The organism is Parapedobacter sp. 2B3 (genome assembly GCF_041925275.1).
GTDB lineage: Bacteria > Bacteroidota > Bacteroidia > Sphingobacteriales > Sphingobacteriaceae > Parapedobacter > Parapedobacter pyrenivorans_A.
Genome location: NZ_JBHEUZ010000022.1, coordinates 1 through 20,787, shown reverse-complemented (window position 1 = coordinate 20,787; position 20,787 = coordinate 1). Strand labels below are relative to the sequence as shown.

General features: G+C 50.6%; 16 protein-coding genes. All 16 read left to right on the top strand.

All coding sequences use genetic code 11. From position 1 onward, the window contains the following. The 16 genes from ACEVG1_RS18715 (at position 1) to ACEVG1_RS18640 (ending at position 20,727) form a co-directional block, all read left to right on the top strand. On the top strand, positions 1–1,248 hold the full coding sequence (locus ACEVG1_RS18715) for a ribulose-bisphosphate carboxylase large subunit family protein (protein WP_374745255.1): 1,248 nt from the start codon (positions 1–3) through the stop codon (positions 1,246–1,248). Positions 1,249–1,270: 22 nt separating this feature from the next. Next, positions 1,271–2,674, top strand: a complete 1,404-nt coding sequence (locus ACEVG1_RS18710; RefSeq protein WP_374745254.1) for a four-carbon acid sugar kinase family protein — start codon at positions 1,271–1,273, stop codon at positions 2,672–2,674. After that, entirely contained in the window at positions 2,655–4,157 is a 1,503-nt protein-coding gene (locus ACEVG1_RS18705; protein ID WP_374745253.1) for a sugar ABC transporter ATP-binding protein, read from the top strand. The genes ACEVG1_RS18710 and ACEVG1_RS18705 overlap by 20 nt, the downstream gene beginning before the upstream one ends. A gap of 14 nt (positions 4,158–4,171) precedes the next feature. Further along, positions 4,172–5,146: an ABC transporter permease gene (locus ACEVG1_RS18700; protein ID WP_374745252.1), complete on the top strand. Its 975-nt coding sequence runs from the start codon at positions 4,172–4,174 to the stop codon at positions 5,144–5,146. Between the two features lie 9 nt (positions 5,147–5,155). Beyond that, a complete protein-coding gene (locus ACEVG1_RS18695) occupies positions 5,156–6,199 on the top strand; it encodes a substrate-binding domain-containing protein (protein WP_374745251.1) in 1,044 nt (347 codons plus the stop codon). A 24-nt stretch (positions 6,200–6,223) separates the two neighbouring features. Then, positions 6,224–7,051 carry a phosphogluconate dehydrogenase C-terminal domain-containing protein gene (locus ACEVG1_RS18690; protein WP_374745250.1) on the top strand — a complete coding sequence of 276 codons (828 nt, stop codon included), beginning with the start codon at positions 6,224–6,226 and terminating at the stop codon, positions 7,049–7,051. Positions 7,052–7,060: 9 nt separating this feature from the next. Then, positions 7,061–9,016: a hypothetical protein gene (locus ACEVG1_RS18685; RefSeq protein ID WP_374745249.1), complete on the top strand. Its 1,956-nt coding sequence runs from the start codon at positions 7,061–7,063 to the stop codon at positions 9,014–9,016. Between the two features lie 106 nt (positions 9,017–9,122). Continuing rightward, positions 9,123–11,342: an SUMF1/EgtB/PvdO family nonheme iron enzyme gene (locus ACEVG1_RS18680; RefSeq protein ID WP_374745248.1), complete on the top strand. Its 2,220-nt coding sequence runs from the start codon at positions 9,123–9,125 to the stop codon at positions 11,340–11,342. 22 nt (positions 11,343–11,364) lie between these two features. Continuing rightward, positions 11,365–12,765, top strand: a complete 1,401-nt coding sequence (locus ACEVG1_RS18675; protein WP_374745247.1) for a glycoside hydrolase family 140 protein — start codon at positions 11,365–11,367, stop codon at positions 12,763–12,765. A gap of 21 nt (positions 12,766–12,786) precedes the next feature. Continuing rightward, positions 12,787–14,040 (top strand): hypothetical protein, encoded by a 1,254-nt coding sequence (locus ACEVG1_RS18670; RefSeq protein WP_374745246.1) that lies wholly within the window; start codon positions 12,787–12,789, stop codon positions 14,038–14,040. Position 14,041: 1 nt separating this feature from the next. Next, on the top strand, positions 14,042–14,965 hold the full coding sequence (locus ACEVG1_RS18665; RefSeq protein WP_374745245.1) for a leucine-rich repeat domain-containing protein: 924 nt from the start codon (positions 14,042–14,044) through the stop codon (positions 14,963–14,965). A gap of 8 nt (positions 14,966–14,973) precedes the next feature. Continuing rightward, positions 14,974–15,720: a rhamnogalacturonan acetylesterase gene (locus ACEVG1_RS18660; protein WP_374745244.1), complete on the top strand. Its 747-nt coding sequence runs from the start codon at positions 14,974–14,976 to the stop codon at positions 15,718–15,720. 26 nt (positions 15,721–15,746) lie between these two features. Continuing rightward, positions 15,747–17,399, top strand: a complete 1,653-nt coding sequence (locus tag ACEVG1_RS18655) for a glycoside hydrolase family 28 protein (RefSeq protein ID WP_374745243.1) — start codon at positions 15,747–15,749, stop codon at positions 17,397–17,399. Between the two features lie 42 nt (positions 17,400–17,441). Further along, a complete protein-coding gene (locus ACEVG1_RS18650) occupies positions 17,442–18,851 on the top strand; it encodes a Gfo/Idh/MocA family oxidoreductase (RefSeq protein ID WP_374745242.1) in 1,410 nt (469 codons plus the stop codon). Positions 18,852–18,862: 11 nt separating this feature from the next. Further along, complete coding sequence (locus tag ACEVG1_RS18645; RefSeq protein ID WP_374745241.1) at positions 18,863–20,077, top strand: glycoside hydrolase family 105 protein; 1,215 nt, start codon at positions 18,863–18,865, stop codon at positions 20,075–20,077. A 395-nt stretch (positions 20,078–20,472) separates the two neighbouring features. Further along, the gene (locus ACEVG1_RS18640) at positions 20,473–20,727 is read left to right on the top strand and encodes a hypothetical protein (protein ID WP_374745240.1); all 255 of its coding nucleotides are present in this window, start codon (positions 20,473–20,475) and stop codon (positions 20,725–20,727) included. Positions 20,728–20,787 lie beyond the last annotated feature (60 nt).

Genomic DNA, 20,787 nt, shown 5'->3' with positions numbered 1-20,787 from the left:
ATGGAAAAAGAAACGATAAGCGCGAAGTACCTCATAGAAACCAATTACCCGTTGGATGAAGCGGCAGAGATGATGGCCGGGGAGCAGTCATGCGGTACGTTCGTGCGCGTGCCAGGCGAAACCGATGAGTTGCGCGAACGCGCTGCCGCACGCGTGACAGCGATTGAAGAACTTGGCTTGGTATCGGCTCCTTCGCTGGCAGGGGCAAAGGTGAAAAATGCAAAGGCACCCATAAGACGGGCAACCGTTGAGCTGGAATGGCCATTGGCCAATGTGGGCGTGAATCTTCCAAACCTAATGGCTACCGTAGCCGGCAACCTCTTTGAACTCGGTGCATTCTCGGGCATGAAGCTGCTGGATATCGACATCCCTATCAGCTACAGCCGGTATGGTGGGCCACAGTTTGGAATACGCGGCACCCGGGCGCTGACTGCCGTACATGGACGGCCGGTAATCGGCACAATCATCAAGCCTAGTGTGGGGTTAAGCCCGCAAGACACCGCGCAACAGGTACACGAATTGAGCGAAGCGGGAATCGACTTCATTAAAGATGACGAATTGATGGGAGACGCTCCGTCCTCGCCCTTTGATCAGCGTGTAGAAAGGGTCATGGAGGTACTCAATAGATACGCCGATAAAACGGGGAAGAAGCCCATGTTTGCCTTCAACGTCAGCGGCGATATCGATGATATGCGGAGGCGGCATGATACCGTATTGGCGATGGGTGGAACGTGTCTCATGGTAAGCATCAACCACGTAGGTATTTCCGGGGTCGTAGCGCTGCGAAAGCATAGCCAGCTCCCCATCCACGGGCATCGCAACTTCTGGGGCGCATTGAGCCGCCACGAATGTTTGGGGGTGGACTTCAAGGCTTACCAGAAAATATGGCGGGTGGCGGGTGTAGACCATCTGCACACCAATGGCCTGCGAAATAAGTTTTGTGAGTCCGATGAGTCCGTAGTGGCTTCGATAAATGCGTGCCTTGCGCCGCTGCTGGGAGGGCACGAAGTGATGCCCGTGGTTTCTTCCGGGCAATGGGCCGGTCAGGCGGTTGACACCTACCGCGCTGTGGGATCAGTGGACATGATGTACCTCTGCGGCGGAGGAATAATGGCGCATCCCCAAGGTATAGCTGCTGGAATCCGCAGCGTGAGACAGGGATGGGAGGCCGCATTGAAGGGAATGACGTTAGCCGACTACGCCGAAACGCACATCGAACTGCAGCAGGCTATGGAAATGTTCGGATAAAGACTATTGCAAATATAAAAGGATGGATAGCGAAATGTTACTGACTTATTATGGTGATGATTTTACGGGGTCTGCCGACGTACTGGAAGCCTTGGCGTTGAATGGAGTGCCTGCAGCACTCTTTTTAAAAGTGCCGACGGCGCAGGAACTTTCTGCGTTTAGGCTGAAAAACGAGGTGTTCGACGGCGACCGCACATTGGCTGCATTTGGCGTTGCGGGCGTAAGTAGGACGATGAATCCCGTGCAAATGCGAAAAAAGCTGCCGGACATTTTTGCGAGGATAAGTCGGATTCCAACGCGCTTTTTCCATTACAAGATATGCTCAACTTTTGACTCGTCACCAGGCATCGGCAGCATCGGATACGCAACGGAAATCGCATTGCAGGCATTTCCTGCATCATGGGTCCCTTTGCTGGTCGGTGCGCCGGACCTGAATCGGTTTTGTCTTTTCGGCAACCTATTCGCGCGTGCTGACGGCGTAACCTACCGATTGGACAGACACCCTACGATGTCTAAGCATCCGGTAACACCGATGAACGAAAGTGACCTAAGGCTTCATCTGGGCCAACAGACCGACAGGGAAGTGAAGCTGGTAGACGTTTTCGCCTTGGAAGCACCTGTTGACGAGCGCGAAAAGCTTGTCGCAAAGACCTCCAATCAGGGGGATCCACCTATTGTGCTTTTCGATGTTTTGCACGAAAAGCATCTTCATGAGATCGGCGGCCTGATCGAACGTTTTAGCAAGCCGCAGCAGCAATTGATCGTTGGTTCATCCGGTGTGGAGCATGCGCTGTCTGCATTTTTTGAACGGGCGGGTAAGAAAAAGCTACAGGCCAATAACCTGTCTGCAGGAAAAGCCAATCGTATTATCGTCGTGACGGGCAGTTGCTCGCCGATGACCAAGAAGCAAATCGAGTGGTCGGTTGCCAACGGATTCAGCAGCTTGCGAATGGATGCCAAACGGCTGATGAATCCCCAAACACGTGACGAAGAATATGTAGTCATCATCTCGAAGGCCATGAAATTGCTGCAGAAATCCAGGAAATTGATACTCTTTTCTGCACTTGGACCTGATGATCCCTCGATTACGGAAACCAAGGCTGTGCTTGCCCAATTAAACGGGACGGAGCCGGTGACGCTCGGCGTGCTCCAAGGGAGGATACTCAAATCCTTGCTTAAGAAGTACAGTAAATCGCGCGTTGTCATATCGGGAGGCGATACCGCAGGCCAAGTAGCCAGCGAACTGGATATTTATGCCCTTGAATTCCTGGTTCCAATCGCTCCAGGGTCGCCGCTGTGTCTGGCACATTCCAAAAATCCAGTGTATGACGGGATTGAAATCGCATTTAAGGGCGGACAAAACGGTAACGAGCGGTACTTTGATTATGTATACAAAGGCGGTATAGATGATAGCCAAGGAAAATAGTGCCGATGTACTCACGCTTGAAGGGATTAGCAAATCGTTTCCCGGGGTACAGGCACTTTCTGATGTCAGCTTGCGGTTTCACCCGGGTGCCATTCACGCGATTTGCGGAGAAAACGGGGCCGGGAAAAGCACGTTGATGAAAATCTTGTCAGGCACCTATCGCGCTGATGGAGGTCGTATCCTCTTGCGCGGCAAGCTGATACTGATCAAAAACCCACGGCACGCTCAGGAACTGGGCATATCGATAGTTTACCAAGAACGTAGTTTGGCCAACCACCTGACGGTTGCGGAGAATATCTATGTTTGTAACCAGCCCGCCACGCGGTTTGGGTTTCAGCAGACCGATGTGCTCAGGGAGCAGGCCATGGCGTTGCTTTCGCGCCTGAATCTGCCGATATCGCCCGAGGAACCGGTAGGTGACCTTTCGCCAGGTATGCAGCAGATGGTTGAAATAGCCAAGGCACTGTCCCATCAGCCTGATGTATTGATACTCGACGAACCTACAGCTTCGATCACTGAAACGGAAACACGCAGCCTGTTTGCGCTACTCGAACGATTGAAGCAGTCCGGCGTTGCGATACTGTATATTTCCCACCGCATGGCAGAAATATTTGAAATCGCGGACGTGGTATCCGTACTGAAAGATGGGAAGCTGAACGGTACATTTCCAATTGCGGCACTGACGGCCGATAAGCTGATACATCATATGGTAGGGCGGTCGCTCCCAAATAGGGACTATGAAAAACGCGACTTTGGCAGGCGCGTATTGGAAGTAAGGCGGCTATCGGGTAAGGGGTTTTCGGATGTCAGCTTGTCACTGAGGCAGGGAGAAATCATCGGTGTGGCTGGATTGGTGGGGGCAGGCAGGACCGAGCTTGCATGCGCTATTTTCGGGGCGAATCCGGCTACCGAAGGCTCCATTGCGGTAGATGGGGTGCCCCTGTCAATAATGCACCCGGCTGATGCGATGCGGGTAGGGATTGCTTATTTGCCGGAAGAGCGGAAGAGCCAAGGCCTTTTTATGGATATGACGCTGGAAGAAAATATTGTGTCGGCTACGTTGCGTCGGCTCGCCCGTAGGGGGTTCGTCAAAACGTCGGCGGCAACGAAGGCAACCGAACGGTTGATGGACCGGCTCCGTGTGAAAGCCATGGGCGTGAACCAGCAGGTCGGGGAGCTAAGCGGCGGTAACCAGCAAAAAATCGTGTTGGCGAAATGGCTGTTGACTAACCCCAAAGTATTGATGGTGGATGAACCTACGCACGGTGTGGACGTCGGCGCAAAAGCGGAGATTCATGAGCTGCTGAAATCCATCGCCAAGGAAGGATGTGCCATCTTGCTCATTTCTTCTGAGTTGCCCGAATTGCTGGAATTGAGTGATCGGGTGCTGATCATGCGCGAAGGGATACTGGTGCATGAAATCGAACGCCAAGAAGCTACAGAAGAGCGCATTATGGCTTACGCCGCGGGTAATGGGGAGTAACGAACACCTTAGATATGAATATAAATAGATTATTGCAACAGCGGGAAATAGCGATTGCCCTATCCATTGCGGTGGTGTGCATCGTTGCGAGCATCGCCTGGCCATCGGTCTTTCCTACTTTCGGCAACCTTTCGCAGTTGTTTTTGAATATCTCCATCGAGACCATCGTGGCCTGCGGAATGATGATTTTATTGATTTCCGGAGCGTTTGACCTGTCCGTAGGGTCAGTGGTGGCGCTCAGTGGTGGTATTGCCGCTTACCTGCTGTACAATCACGGCATGTATCCGCTACCGGCTATTTTGGCGGGTGTGGGAGCTGCCGCGCTGATTGGATTGATAAACGGCTATCTGGTGGCTTACGTGGGCATCAATCCGATGATACAGACGCTGGCCATGATGGGCATCGTGCGCGGAGTCGCCATGATGATAAGCGGCTCTGGTATTCAGAACCTCCATGCTGATTTTACGGTGCTCGGACAATCGAGGTTTCTGGGATTTCAGTCGCCGGTCTGGATCATGATGGCGGTCGTGTTGGTGCTGCACGTGCTGATGTCAAAACATGTGTTGTTCCGCCAGTATTATTATATCGGGAGCAATGAGCAAGCAGCTATCCTATCCGGCATTCGCGTAAAGCGGCTCAAGATGCATTCATTTGTCTTGATATCGCTATTGGCGGGCATAGCAGGGGTGTTGTTGGCAGCCCGGATGGGTGCTGCGCTTGGAACGTCCGGCCGGGGCATGGAATTGCGGGTGATAACAGCAGCCATCCTGGGTGGTGCGAGCTTATTGGGAGGCACCGGCAAGGTATTCGGGGCATTGCTGGGTACGATATTCATGGGGCTTGTCAGCAACGTGTTAATCATCGCCCGCGTGTCTGGGTACTGGCAAGACATTGTGTTGGGCATTATCCTGATCGTAGCGGTATGGCTGGATCTCGCACTGAAAAAGCAGTCGGTGAAATCATTAAAGAAGGTGGTCGGCAAAAGATAAATCAAGATTATGGGGACAACAACGGGAAATCGATGCCGGATAGGCGTTTGGACGTTATTTTGGTGCATGGTGCTGTGTGGGGCATGTGACCCCAACCGCATTGGCAACAAGCAGTTTAACCGGCACGTCGAAGCCAGCACGGTAGACAGCGACTACACGTTCGATACGGAAGAGTACATATTGATATCAACGGCCATCAACTTTCCAATGTATGTGAACCATGATCAGGCCGCGTTTCTGCGTTGGGGTAAAGCGCGTAACGTGAAGACAACGATCTTGGGCCCCTCGGATTGGGATGTTGCCGCGCAGATTGCGGTCATTGAGCAAGTGATTGCTGCCAAGCCAGCAGGACTGCTGATCAATGGGACGGACCCGGGCCTAGCGATGGCAATCAACAAGGCGGTCGATGCAGGCATTCCAACGGTAGTCTACGATTCTGACATCCCTGGCAGTCGGCGGCATGCATTCCTGGGAACCGATTGGCGCGAAATAGGCAGATTGCAAGCTGAGGCGATGGCCAAACTGATCGAGGGTAAGGGAAAGGTAGCGTATCTGGGCATATTGGGGATGACGAACATGGAGGAAGGGTATCTTGGCATGAAGGCTGTATTTGATAGTTATCCCGATATCGAGTTCGTAGGGAGGTATGACGATAAGGCCAGTGTGGAAGAAGCTGCACGGATTACGTCCGACCTGTTGCGTGCCCATCCCGATTTGGCCGGTATCTGTGGTTTTGATGCCATGAGCGGACCTGGTATCGGTCTGGCAATTCGGGAAGCAAGGCAGGAGGGAAAGGTGAAAGTGACGACGGTGGACTGGGAGCCTGAACACCTGCGCCTACTGAAAGATGGTGTTGTACAGCACCTAGTAGGCCAGAAACGTGAGCTGTTCACTTGGTACGGAGCCCAGTTTTTGTTTGATATGGCGCACGGCGTGAACGCCTTGTCGGCTAATGACCGGAAAGCGGGGATAGTGTCCATCCCTTATATAGTGAATACCGGGCTATTGGAGATCAATGCGTCAAACATCGGTCAATTCTTACCTGGACAATAAGTCAAATGTAAAACGAAAATGAATATGGAACATGTTGTATTGGTAGGTGCTGGAGGCAAAATGGGATGCCGAATCACCGACAAGTTGAAGGATTCGGCCCATTACCGGACCGCTTATTTGGAAGTCAGCGAGGCAGGAAAGCAGCGCCTGCTCGAAAAAGGTGTGAACGTATCGGAAGTGTCCAAGGCGGTGCCAGAAGCCGACATCATGATTTTGGCGGTACCCGATGTGGCGATAAAAATGGTAGCTGACCAGTTGGTGCCCATGCTGAAGCCCGGAGCGTTGGTGGTATGCTTGGATCCCGCCGCACCTCTAGCTGGCGCGCTGCCAGCGAGAGCAGATGTAAGCTACTTCGCGTCGCATCCGGCACACCCGTCTATTTTCAACTATGAGGAAAATCGTGCCGATCACTTCGATTATTTCGGCGGGATTTCGGCAAAACAGGCAATCGTAAGCGCGCTGATACAAGGGCCTGAAGAGGACTATGAGAAAGGCGAACGATTGGCCACGGAGATCTATGCTCCGATTTCAAGAGCGCACCGTATAACCATCGAACAGATGGGCTTGCTGGAACCCGCCTTGTCTGAAACATTCACCGGAAGCTGCCTTACGATGATGAAAGAAGCCCTTGAAGAGGTCGTTAGGCAGGGAGTGCCAAAAGGGGCGGCAAGGGATTTCTTTCTGGGTCACCTCAACATCATGGCCGCTGTACTGTTCGATGAGATAGACGGTGTGTTTTCTGACGCGTGCAACAAAGCGATTGCCATCGGCAAGCCGATGATTTTCAAAGACGATTGGAAAAAGGTATTTGAACCGGCTTCCGTGGACGAACAGATTAGAACAATCACATAACCGCAGGATATGCAGCGCGATGCTTTCTTAAACCTCGTTAGCCACGGGACAGCGGAACCACTGCCGAAGGGGCTGGTGCTGAAAGCTGGCCCATTGCGGCTGACGCTTATCGACGGTTCCCTACGATACATCCGGTACGGCAACGAGGAATTGCTGCGGATGATGTACGTGGCCGTGCGCGATCAAAACTGGGATACCATTGTACCCAGGCTGCGCATCGTCAATCAGGAGATTAGGGAGAATGCCTTCGACATCTGTATGGAAGCTATATTCCAGAAAGGGGATATTTGGTTTGATGCATATTATCATATCTCCGGAACGGCTGCAGGTAAGCTGAATTTCCGCTTGGTTGGAAAGGCTAAGCGACCGTTTCTCAGAAACCGTATCGGGTTTTGCATATTGCATCCTATCGATGGATGTAAGGGAATCCCCTGTGCGATTACAGAACCCTCTGGCAGGCAATATGTCGCAGATTTTCCGGTTGACATCATGCCGGACCAACCTTTCAGGAATATCAGGAATATGCGGTGGCAAAGCCCGATGGGCACAGACCTGACCTTGGAAATGAGGGGCGACGTATTTGAGACGGAGGATCAGCGCAACTGGACGGACGCTTCTTATAAGACCTATTGCACCCCACTTGATCTCCCTTTCCCGGTAAGGGTAGTACAGGGCGATGAAGTCAATCAGGAGGTTGTTTTTTGGTGCGCCGGTGCCGATAGGCCGACTGACGCTGGACGGAACGACAGAACGCTGACGCTGAGCAGCGGATTGGATGGCGATAGCGGACCGCTGCGAATCGGGCTGGACTTGGACGATTTTCCCGACATGCTTACGCACCATGCCAAGGAAAGACTCGGCGCATTAAGGGTCGACCATCTTCGTATTTCCATGGACGTGGATGCACCGGATTGGCGCCAAGTGCTTCTGCGTGCTGTCGGGGTGTTGACCGGACTGTCTGCACCCCTGTTTGTGGCGCTACAGGCCAATGAACAGGTGGATGAGGATTTTCTCGAACAGGTTTCGGCTTATCGGGCCAAGATCAAGTACTTGCTTCTTCTAACCAAGGGAGAGAAGGTTACCACCGCGGGGGCCATGCTTCAGTGGCTGGCAAGGCTACGCAGGCAACTGCCTGACACGTTGCTGGGCGTGGGTACCGACGCTTACTTCGCTGAGTTGAACAGGCAAAGGCCGAAGGCCACCGGTTTCGATTTTATCAGTTTCAGCATCAATCCGCAAGTACACGCATTTGACCATGCGTCGTTGGTGGAAACATTGGCCGGACAACGGGAGGTATTGCAAACTGCGCAAAGACTGTATCCAAACCATGATGTATTCATTTCTCCCATATCGTTGAAACCTCGATTTAACCCTAATGCTACTGCCCCGGTGGTAGTATCCTCCGCGCTATTGCCCGAGCAGGTGGATGACCGGCAAGGCACGCTTTTCGCCGCTGGTTGGACGACAGGCAGTATCGCCGTATTGGCAGAAAACCGAGCGCTTGGCATGACGTACTACCGCTTGGTGGGGGAACGTGGCTTGTTTTTTCAGCGTGATTCGGATAGGCATCCGTTGTTTCCGAAGGGTCCAATCGATTTTCCGGTGCTTGCCGTGTTCCAGTTCTTGAGCAGAGCATCCGAAATAGCGGTCGTGAGACAGGTGGCGTCAAGCCATCCGTTGGAGTTTTCGGGCTTGGCGCTCGCACATGGCGAGCACCGTTGGCTTTTGGTGGCTAATCACACAGGGGAGCATCAGCATGTTAGCGTTGAAGCGATACATGGTACGCTATACATGAAGTACTTGGCTGCCGCCAATTTGCTGACAGCGGATTGGTTGGCCGAGTTCTGGAAGGCCGATCCGGCGAGCCTGGGAAATGCCCGTGACGGGATTAAGCTTTCGCTGCCTCCCTTTGGCATCGCCTTGGTTTCCACGAAGAGGGAATCGGTGATGTCAGCCGCTAAATGACGCAATCGTTGCCGGAAACGATTGCGTATTTTTTGTTGTCCGATTCTTCTTTATTGCTGTTTTATCTGCCTATCATTGTTTGACTGATATAAACTTATAGAAATCGATGAGCAAATTTATCAAGTATTTGTTGTTGGTCTTGATGTATGTAAGCTGCGGGCAACAAGCCAAAGACGACCGCATTCCTGCCTTTCCCGGTGCGGAAGGTTTTGGTGCCTTCACCCAAGGCGGTCGGGGAGGCAAAGTGTACATCGTGACGACACTTGAAGATTACGATGCAGACGAACCTGTGATTGAAGGAAGCTTACGGCAAGCCGTAGAGGCAGAAGGGCCGAGGACAATCGTATTCGAAAAAGGTGGATTGATTTCCTTGAAAAGGATACTCCTTATTTCCAATCCATTTATTACCATAGCAGGGCAGACAGCACCGGGGGATGGTATTTGCCTGAAAGATTTTTCGTTGGTTATTGAGACCGACGAGGTAATCATCCGGCATATACGATCTCGTTTGGGCGAAGACCAGCGTCAGGAGTTGGATGCTGTTTCGATCAACTTTGGCAACAACATTATACTGGACCACTGCTCAGCAAGTTGGAGCACAGATGAGGTGCTATCCTCATACAGCGAAATGGTGACGATCCAGTGGTGTATCATCGCCGAGGGATTGTTCCACTCGTTCCATCCCAAAGGCCCTCATAGCATGGGGTCTATCATCGAAGGCAAAACCGGCGCAATTTCGCTCCTAAATAACATCTATGCACACAACAATTCCAGAAATCCATTGATACAGAACAAAGGCGAGGAGCCGGGAGCTGTCGTGGAAATTCGGAACAACGTCATCTACGATTGGGGCGAACTGCCGGGCTATACGTCTAATCCGGGTCAAGCGCGGATAAACTATGTCAATAACTATATCAAGCCGGGCCCATCGACCAGTGACAGGTCCAGGCAATATGCGTTTGAGCCCGAAAACCATTATACAAATATTTATATCGCCGGCAACTATCATGCGGCGAACCAAGGGGATACCACTGACAATACGCGGCTACTGATGGCGTCCGACAGCTTGCGAAAAGAAGTAGTGCTGGAAGTCCCTTATCCCACGTTGCCTTACCAGCAAATGGATGCCGAAACGCTATTCGAAACGGTACTCAACCATGCCGGTGCGACTTTGCCAAAGCGGGACGCCGTGGACCAGCGCATAGTGAATGACGTAAGAACCGGGACCGGTAAGATCATCAACTCCCAAAATGATGTAGGCGGATGGCCAACATACGCTGCCGGCATTTCGCCTCTTGACACCGACCGTGATGGAATGCCCGATGAGTGGGAAGATGAGCATGGCTTGGATATAGCTAACGGCAGCGACCATGCGGCGGACAACGACGGCGACGGATATACAAATCTGGAGGAATGGTTAAACGGCACAAACCCCAACAACGCTGATGCCCACGAGCTGACGTATGGTGAGCTGACAAAAGTACTGGCGCAGAAAGATGCGATGTACGAGCAAGATGTCAAAATCGTCAAACAACGCCTCCAGCAGGAACGTGAGGAACGGATGAACCGAAAGGTGCCGGATTATAAGGCCGAGGTAGCAGGAATCCCTGACGGCAATATGAAGTTGATGGTAGATGGCAAACCGGTATTGCAACTCAACCATATCGAAGCTGGTACTTTCCTCATGGGATCGCCAGTGGACGAACCGGGACGTGAGGAATGGGAGCTGCAACATGAGGTGACGATTTCCAAACCATATTACCTCGCCACAGTGGAAATGTCAAATAGCTTACTGCGGTTGCTGACAGGAATGAAAAACTATGGCGACAACAGCTTGCCAGCGACGGTAAGTTGGTTTGATGCCGAGTGGATATGCGAGGTGTTGAGCAGTAAGACGGGACATCGATTCAGGTTGCCAACAGAGGCGGAATGGGAATATGCCTGTAGGGCCGGTACCACGACGCCGTATTTCACAGGACACGATATTTCATTGGAATACGCCAACTTCAAAACAGGAGACCCCGAACAAACGATACAGCTTCGGCCGGTAGATGATGGGAAGCCTAACCCTTGGGGACTCATCAATATGCCGGGAAACCAGTTTGAGTGGTGCCTGGATTGGAAAGGTAACTATGAAACTGGGGCGGTGACCGATCCAAGGGGGCCATCACAGGAGAACAGTTTGAGAAGCTTCGATGGCCTCTATCGTAAGATTATGCGTGGGGGGAACTATGGAAGTGCCAAAGAGCTGATGCGCTCGGCTTACCGTTATGATTATTCGCGCGATGTGAAATACGGTTTCCGCGTATTAATGGAGGAAAATTGAACAGGAACTAATCGTTAAATCAATGGAAAAAAAAATAGGTATACTGTGGATTACCGCAACACTAGCCCTCACACTAGGCTTGGGACAAAAAGACGACAACAGGCGGTTGCGTGTTTCGGCAAATGGACGTTTCCTGGTAACCCAGGATGAGAAGCCGTTCTTTTACTTGGGGGACACCGCATGGGAACTTTTCCATAGGACTACGAAAGAAGAGGCCGCGATGTACCTCGATAATAGAAAAGCAAAGGGATTCAATGTCATCCAGGCCGTGGTGCTAGCCGAACTCGATGGATTGCATATGCCTAATTCCTTGGGCGATGTCCCACTAATTGACGATGATCCTACCAAACCCAACGAAGCATATTTTAACTATGTCGACTGGATCATCAACGAAGCCGCCAAACGCGGCATGTATATCGGTCTATTGCCTACATGGGGTGACAAACTGATGAAACTAGGATGGGGCGTGGGGCCGGAAATCTTCAATCCGGAAAACGCCCGGATTTACGGCAAGTTCCTCGGGAATCGCTATAAGGATGCTTGGAACATCATCTGGATTTTGGGCGGCGACAGGAATCCGAGCGAAGACGTGCATAAAGCCGTTTGGCGCAACATGGCCGCCGGTATCGTCGACGGGTCCGGAGGTCACGACCGGGCCTTGATTTCGTTCCACCCGCAGCCCACCAAACCGGGTGGCTCCTCCAAGTGGTTCCATGAGGATGATTGGCTGGACTTCAACATGCACCAAACCGGACACTGTAGGGATGGCAACTCCTATAAGAAGCTCGCCTACGACTATCGGCTGACACCCGTGAAACCCACGATGGACGCTGAACCTATCTATGAAGAGCATCCGGTCTGTTTCAACGCAAAGGAACATGGATATGCAAATGCATTGGATATCCGGAAAAAGGCGTATTGGGGCGTGTTCTATGGTGGACTCGGGCACACCTACGGTTGCGCGGCTGTTTGGCAGATGTACATGCCCGGACGCGAACCTATGCACGGGCCGCTACGCACCTGGAAAGAATCATTGGATTTGCCTGGAGCGCAGCAAATGCAGCATCTGAAGAACCTGATGCTTTCCAGACCGTTCTTTGAGCGCATACCAGACCAAGGGTTAGTATTGGGCGAAAACTTGGAAGATCCACTCCACGTAAGTGCTACTCGTGGTAAAAGCGGCAGCTATGCCATGTTGTATCTACCGGGCATAAGACCGGTGACCGTAAATACCAGTCTGTTGAGCGGCGATACCCTGCAGGTTTGGTGGTATAACCCACGGACCGGGAAAGCGCATAAGGACGGAAAAATACAAAAGGCAGATGCTTATACGTTCAATCCTCCGGAGGAGATGTCGACAGAAGATTGGGTGCTGGTATTGGATGATGCCGCCGCCGGCTTCAAGCGACCGGGCAAAATTTAATACCATATCATTTGAAGTAAAATGGATAGAAGAGATTTTTTGGTGAAATCAACCGTCATTGGCCTGTCGTTGGCGACGGGTTGCGGTAGGAGCCTTGGACATCGCCAACAGAAAGACGCTGCTGTCAGGATGCTGACATCGGGCAGCCAAAACCATTTCTTTGGTTACTATGGCATCAATCCGTGGAACCGCGACAAAACCTATGTGCTGAGCCTGGAAGCACCATTCAATAACAGGCTGCCCAATCCCGGAGAAAAAGCGGCGATCGGGTTGGTGGACATGAAAACCGGCGCGTTCAATAGGATAACCGAAACAAATGCGTGGAACCTGCAGCAAGGTTGCATGCTGCATTGGAATCCATTGAATCCTAATACTGAGTTTTACTTCAATGATGTATCGGACGGCCGTTTGGTATCGGTACGCTTTGATATCAGGACAGGCAACCGCACAATTGTCGCCGATACGATCAGCGGATTGTCCAAAGATGGGAAAAGTGCAGTGCATGTGAATTATGGCCGTATCAGTCGGCTCCGTAAGGTGGTAAGCTACAGCGGGACAAGTGACCCGAATCCGGATGTGGCTTATCCGGAAGACGACGGGGTGTTTATCATTGATTTACTTACCGGGCAAAAGAGGCTAGCGGTGTCTTACAAGCAAATGGCCGATGATATATTGACGTATCACCCTGAAATTGACGAAAGGCACATGTGGGTGGAGCATGCCGACATCAATCGCGACGGGACTAGGTTTTTGTTTTTGCCGAGAACATGGAATAAGGATGCATCGAAACTGGAGACAGGATTATATACCGTAGGGCTTGACGGAACTGGCATGCGCAGACTCATCCCGTATGGATCGAGTGTTTCCCATTTCGGATGGCGAAACCAGAACGAACTGATCGCGACGTTTAACTATCCGGCCGATAGCCGGAGCCATGTGTTCCTTGCAGATACTGCTGACCGTGTCCAATTTCAACCTGTCGAACCTTTTCAATGGGATGGACATTGCTCGTTCAGCTTGGATGGCAAATGGTTGCTGACGGACGGAAGCAAGGACACGAAGCAGATGACCAATAGCGTATGGCTGTACGGAATGGAAACCGGCCAGCATCGCAAACTAGCAACGATGCAGATGCTCGAAGAACGTTTCTTGAAGGGCGATGCCCGATGCGACTTGCACCCCCGTTTCAGTGACGATAACAGCATGGTCTGCGTGGACGGAATCGACCCGAAAAGTGGGAACCGACAGATTTTTATCATAGAAACCGGAATCTAAGATGAAGAAGCTGACAATTGCCTGGATGAAATTATTCATGTTGCTGAGCGTCGCGACGGCACAAGCAGGATTGCCTGGGCAGCAGAAAAAGGGCATCACCCTGAAGGATCTGGTCGCCCAGCACCCCATTGAAGTGTATACCGTTCAAGAAGGTGCTGAGATTCCGTTGAAAACGTACGACCAGACCAACAATTTCAAAGTTGGGGTAAATGTATTGCCACTATCGGGAAACGACCTTACCGACATCATCGGAATCAGTACTTTGGTCGTACGTTACCAAGGTAAGGATGTACCTATAACTGCTGTGCCTAATCTACAGATTTTTCTGAATAAGAATCGCATATCCATAGTGCCGGACGAAATTAGTGACCTTGGCAATGTGACGTTTTTTTATTTTAACGACAATAAAATCAAAAATATACCTGCGGCATTCGGCCTTATAGAAGGATTGCAGGGCGTGTACTTCACCCGTAACCGGATTGACAAGATTTCCCCCGAGATTTTCTCCGTGAAGAAACTGCGGAAATTCGAAATCAAGCAAAATCGGGTGAGCAGGATTCCCAATGAAATAGGGAATAGCAGACACATTATACACCTTAATCTTGCCAATAATCCAATCAAGGTGTTGCCCGAAAGCATCATGAACCTGTCTAATCTCCGGATATGCGATTTTTCATATTGTGGATTGAGTGCACTGCCTATCGGGTTTGCCAAGAATAAAATCAGGTACCAGCTAAGGCTTATAGGAAACAGCGAGTTGACGAGCCTCCCGGCGGGCAGGGGTTTTGAAACCATGACAGGAACCATTGATATCACAGGTACTGGAATTGATGAGAATACACTCCCCGAATCGGTCAGAAAACGTATAAGCACAAAGAGAACACCGTCCCCGAATAAGTTGGTCAATGTGATAAAAACCTCGTAAGAATAGCTATGATGAAGGCTATATTTCTTATGCTCTTGATGGTGCCGGGAATGTCTGTGACTCACACAGACGACGATGAAATCGTGATTTTTATGATTGGGGACTCTACCATGGAAAACAAAACATATCAGGGTAGTAATCCACGAAAAGGTTGGGGGCAGGTATTCCCACTTTATTTTAAACCTGCGGTACAGGTGAAGAATTACGCGTTGGGAGGGCGTAGCACAAAAAGCTTTAGGGACGAGGGGCATTGGCAAACGGTGAAATCACAATTGCAGAAAGGCAATTATGTCATTATACAATTCGGACACAACGACTCGAAAAGTGAGGCGAATAGGTACGCCGAAGCCGATACGGATTTCCGGCAAAATCTCATACGGTATGTCCTTGAAGCGCGTGAACGCGAAGCGATACCAATACTGTGCACGCCCATAGTCCGCAGGCTGTTTGACGGCAAGGGAAATTTGGTGGATACGCACGGTGCCTATCCGCAGGTCACCCGTGAAGTGGCAGCGCAATTGGGCGTACCGCTGCTGGAATTGCATGTTCGGACCGCCGAAACATTGCGCCAAATGGGAGCGGAGCGTTCGCGCCAACTTTTCCTTCATTTCGAACCCGGCGATTACGAAGGATGGAAGGGAGACAAGGAAGACAATACCCACCTCTCTGGAACAGGAGCTTTTAAGGTGTGTGATTTGGCGGTAGCTGAGCTGAAGCGCGAGGTGCCGCAATTGGTCCCATATTTCAATCCGTAAAATCCAAGGTTTAAGTAGAAATAGCTATGAAAGATTTGAAAGCCTTACTCATTTTATTGTCTCTGTTGGCCGCCGTTACTTTTTCCGTGGAGGGGCATAAGCTCCCCAAGCCGGCGATACCACTGCCGACGTTTAAGCCCGATACCTTTGATATTCGCAAAAGTGGCGCGATAGATCGCCCCGGAGTATTGAATACCGCCGCTATCCAGTACGCTATCGACGAGTGCAACAGGCAAGGTGGTGGGGTGGTCCTTGTTCCGCCCGGAGTGTGGTTGAGCGGTCCGTTGGTGCTCAAAAGTAATGTCAACCTGCATTTGCAGCGCAATGCTATGTTGTATTTCAGCCGTGATTTCGCTCACTATCCATTAGTGGAAACGGGATGGGAAGGACTAAGGCAAATGCGCATGCATTCACCTATCCGTGCTGAGAGGCAACAGAATATTGCGATTACCGGTCAGGGCGTCATAGACGGCAATGGCGATGCCTTCCGCTTTGCGAAGAGGTCAAAACTGACGGAGTCCCAATGGAATAGATTGGTTGCTTCGGGCGGAGTTGTCACTCCAGATGGGAAAGAATGGTATCCTTCGGCCAGTGCGATGCGCGGACGCGATATACCAGATGCGGGTGCCTTGTCTCCCGAAAAGGATGCTGCCTTTTTTGAGAAAATCAAAGATTTTTTACGTCCTGACTTGGTTGTGTTGGAGCGTTGCGAACGTATCCTCTTGGAGGGCGTAACCTTTCAAAATTCGGGGGCGTGGAATATTCATCCATTGATGAGCAACGATATCACGGTGAGAAACATCATCGTCCGGAATCCGTGGTATTCTCAAAACGGTGACGGGCTGGATATCGAATCCTGCAAAAATGTCTTGGTTGAAGATAGTTTTTTTGACGTTGGAGATGATGCAATCTGTGTGAAAAGCGGCAAAAATGAGTATGGAAGAAAGGTAGGGATGCCAACAGAGAATCTCTGGGTGAGAAATTGCGTGGTTTACCATGCGCATGGCGGATTCGTGGTGGGAAGCGAGATGAGCGGCGGTGCACGAAATCTATACGTGTCGGATTGCACATTCATTGGTACGGACATTGGCTTGCGGTTCAAGACGCAACGCGGCCGGGGAGGAGTCGTTGAAAATGTATATATATCGGATATTTACATGAAAGATATTCCCGGAGAGGCCATCCTGTTCGACATGTATTACCAGGCAAAGGATCCTGTAGCCTTGGCCGGAGAGACACGCGAACCTCCGGTGATGCGGCCCGAACCTGTTACGGATGGTACACCGCAATTCCGGAAATTCTGGATTAGTAATGTTGTCTGCGATGGAGCAGCGAAAGGCATCTTTATTCGTGGACTGACCGAAATGAGCTTCAAGGATATTACAATCGCTGATTTTGATGCTCGGGCGGATGAGGGAATCGACCTCCAGGAATCGTCTGATATTGTGCTGCGTAATATCCGCTTGGATATCCCCCCCGGTAAGCCAATAGCATATCTATACAATACTGAAAGGGTGACCGTTGACGGATTAGACTACAACAAGGGTGCGCCCGTTTTGGTACATGTGCAGGGTGAGAAGAGCAACGCTATCCGGATTGCCAATACGGATACAAAGAAGGCTGATAAGGCATTTGTCGCGAATGCAGGAGCAAAAGCACGATCCGTAACCATAGATTGATGGATAACTAACGACGAACACTAACGACTAACTAAACAATCCATGAAGACCGTAGACAACTTGACTAGAAGGACATTTTTGACCGCAATGAGTATGCTTGCGGCCGGTGCCGCCATCCCCAAATCCTTCATCCCTCCGATGGATCGGAAACTTCGCTTGGTCTTGGTAGGAACCGGTTCGCGCGGAATCAGCTTTTGGGGCAAACGGTTGATTGAACAATATCCCGATTTAATCGAGTTTGTAGGGTTGTGCGATATTAATCCCGGTCGGTTGAAATTTGCCAAACAATATATGGACGTGGACTGTCCGGTATTTACGGACTTCGATCACATGTTGTCAAAGGTGAAGGCCGATTTGGTCATTGTGACGACCAAAGACTCGGTCCACCACAAGTACATTATCAAGGGGCTTGAATCGGGGTGTGACGTGCTTACCGAAAAGCCCTTGACGACAGATGCGGAAAAGGCGCAAGCAATACGGGATGCCGAACGTAAATCCAACAAGAACATTATTGTGGGTTTTAACTACAGGTGGAGCCCGTATATGACCAAAATCAAAGAACTTCTACAGCGTAACATCGTTGGTGAAATTACTTCGGTCGATTTTAACTGGTATTTGAATGTGCATCATGGTGCTTCCTATTTCCGCCGATGGCATGGTACGATGGATGGCGGCGGTTCGCTTTGGGTGCATAAGGCTACACATCATTTCGACTTATTGAACTGGTGGCTAGATGCTGATCCGTTGGAGGTATTTGCCTATGGTGCCTTGGAGCACTATGGCCCGTCCGGGCTATTCCGAGGCGTCACCTGCCGGACCTGTGACCATAAGAAATCTTGTCGGTATTATTGGGATATTACCACCAATCAGCACTATATGGACCTATACGTCGCACATGAGATGTACGACGGATATTACCGTGACGGTTGCGTGTATCGCGATGAAATTGATATATACGACAAGATGTCCGCCCAAATCAAATACGCCAACAACGTGATAGCCAATTATTCGCTCACTACGTATTCGCCGTTTGAGGGGTGGCGTATTGCGTTTAATGGCCATTTGGGCCGATTGGAGGCGTGGCTGGACATCCCTTGGATGAAGCAGGAAAAGTTGGACCAAGGAGCGCTTCATGCACTCGAGATGACCCAAGCTGAAGCCAATAAAGTTTCGGTCGAACCATTGATTGTGTTCAAAAGTTTCGAAGAATATGAAACCATCCACGTGACCAGTGAACGAGAAGGCCATGGGGGAGGCGACCGGCGGTTGCATGACAAAATATTCAAAGATCCCTCCGCCGCTGATTCTTACGGGCATTCTGCCGGATTGCGTGACGGGATCATGTCGATACTCGTGGGTGTGGCGGCCCGGGAAAGCATCGAGAAGCAACGGCCTGTGCGAATAGGGGATTTAACAGATATCGTACCGCATCCAAAACGGAAGACCATTTAATGCATAGTAAGATGAAGTTAATTAAAGACATCGGCTTAAGGTTCATGTTGTTAGCCGCGGTCGGATCATGGATGATGCTGTTTTCCTGTACGCCGCAGCGAGAGATTGCGTACAGCGAAGCCATGTCTGAAACGGCGATGCTGCTATGGCCCGATTCATTTCAGCTTTCCACACCAGGCAAACCGGTGAAATGGAGCTATGATTTGGGGGTTATACTGAAAGGGATGGAGGAAGTATGGCGATTAACGGATGATCAGAAGTGGTTCGACTACATCCAAAAGATGATGGACTTCTATGTTCGGGAAGACGGCAGCATCAGCCGGTATCGCCTCGAAGAATACAATATCGACCACATCAATAATGGTAAGGTCCTCTTGTTCCTTTACAACGAAACCGGTGCTGAAAAATATAGGAAAGCCGTACAATTGCTGCGCCGCCAGTTATCGACCCATCCCCGCACTTCGGAAGGAGGATTTTGGCATAAGCAGATATATCCGCATCAGATGTGGTTGGATGGTCTTTACATGGCTCAACCCTTTTATGCTGCCTATGCGCAGGCTTTCGGCGAAGATACCATTTACAACGATGTGGTCAGGCAATTTGGTTTGATGGAAAAATATGCCCGAGACAGTACGACCGGCTTGCTTTACCACGGTTGGGACGAGTCGCGGGAGCAAGCTTGGGCAGCTGGAACAACGGGTAGGTCCCCACATGTCTGGGGGCGTGCATTCGGTTGGTACGGCATGGCGTTGGTAGACGCACTGGACTTCTTTCCGGAAGGAAATCAGGGAAAGGACAGCCTGCAGGCCATATTAAACCGTTGGGCAACTGCAGCGCTGGCTGCCCAAGATGTCGAGTCTGGTTTGTGGTACGACATCATTGACATGCCGGAAAGAAACGGAAATTATTTCGAGTCTTCGGCTTGTGCAATGATTGTCTACACGTTATTGAAGGGCATTCGAATGAAATATCTAGATGAAGACATGGCTGATGCAGCTAAGCGTGGATATGACGGCATCGTCGATCGTTTTTTATCGCAGGATGCTGCGGGCAATTACCATTTCGAGGGAACCGTAAAAGTGTCGGGCTTGGGCGGCAAACCCTATCGAGACGGTAGTTTTGACTACTACATAAGCGAACCGGTGATTCGGGATGATCCCAAAGGATTAGGTGCATTTATTAAATGTTCTGTTGAAATGAAAAAGAGAAATAGAAGTAGCAAGTAGACAGTAGGCAGTTTTCCTGTGCAGGCGTTTTCAGCATTGCCGATTGGATGGCAACGATATCGATTGCGTAGATTTTGTGTGATGGTACATTTCAAATTGTCATTAAGCGGTTCTGATGCGTTCGTCGGGTTTTGCGACCTGTTTGATGAGTGATGTCATTTTGTTCTATTTACCTATGGCATTGATTTCCCTAATGTTCAGGGCATATTGCACACCCTTAACCAATCATTGTTGTTCGGCCTTCTTCAGTATTATCTGGATAATTGTCCGTTGTTCTGATTCGATCGCATCGTGGTGACAAATACGGCTATACCCAACGTTGATCGGGTATTAAAGGTAGATCATGGTGCGGAGACAACCGCTGTGCGTATATATTGACATTTAGAAAGGTAGTGATGAAGAAAATACTGACTATGGCACTGCTGGGCCTATCGATACAGGTAACAGCGGCCCAACCTGCGAAGTACAGTGAATTGATGTCGGAGACGGCGATGAAGCTTTGGCCCGACTCGTTCAGCTTGGGTAAACCGGGTACCCCCGCAAAATGGAGCTATGACCTTGGCGTCATCCTGAAGGGCATGGAAGCCGTATGGAAAGCTTCGGGTGATGTACGGTGGTTTCACTACATCCAGCCACTAGTGTCCCATTAAAAATGGGACGTTGTTAAAAATTAAATAAAGTTGGCCCATTCGGTCCAAATCGTTCTTTGT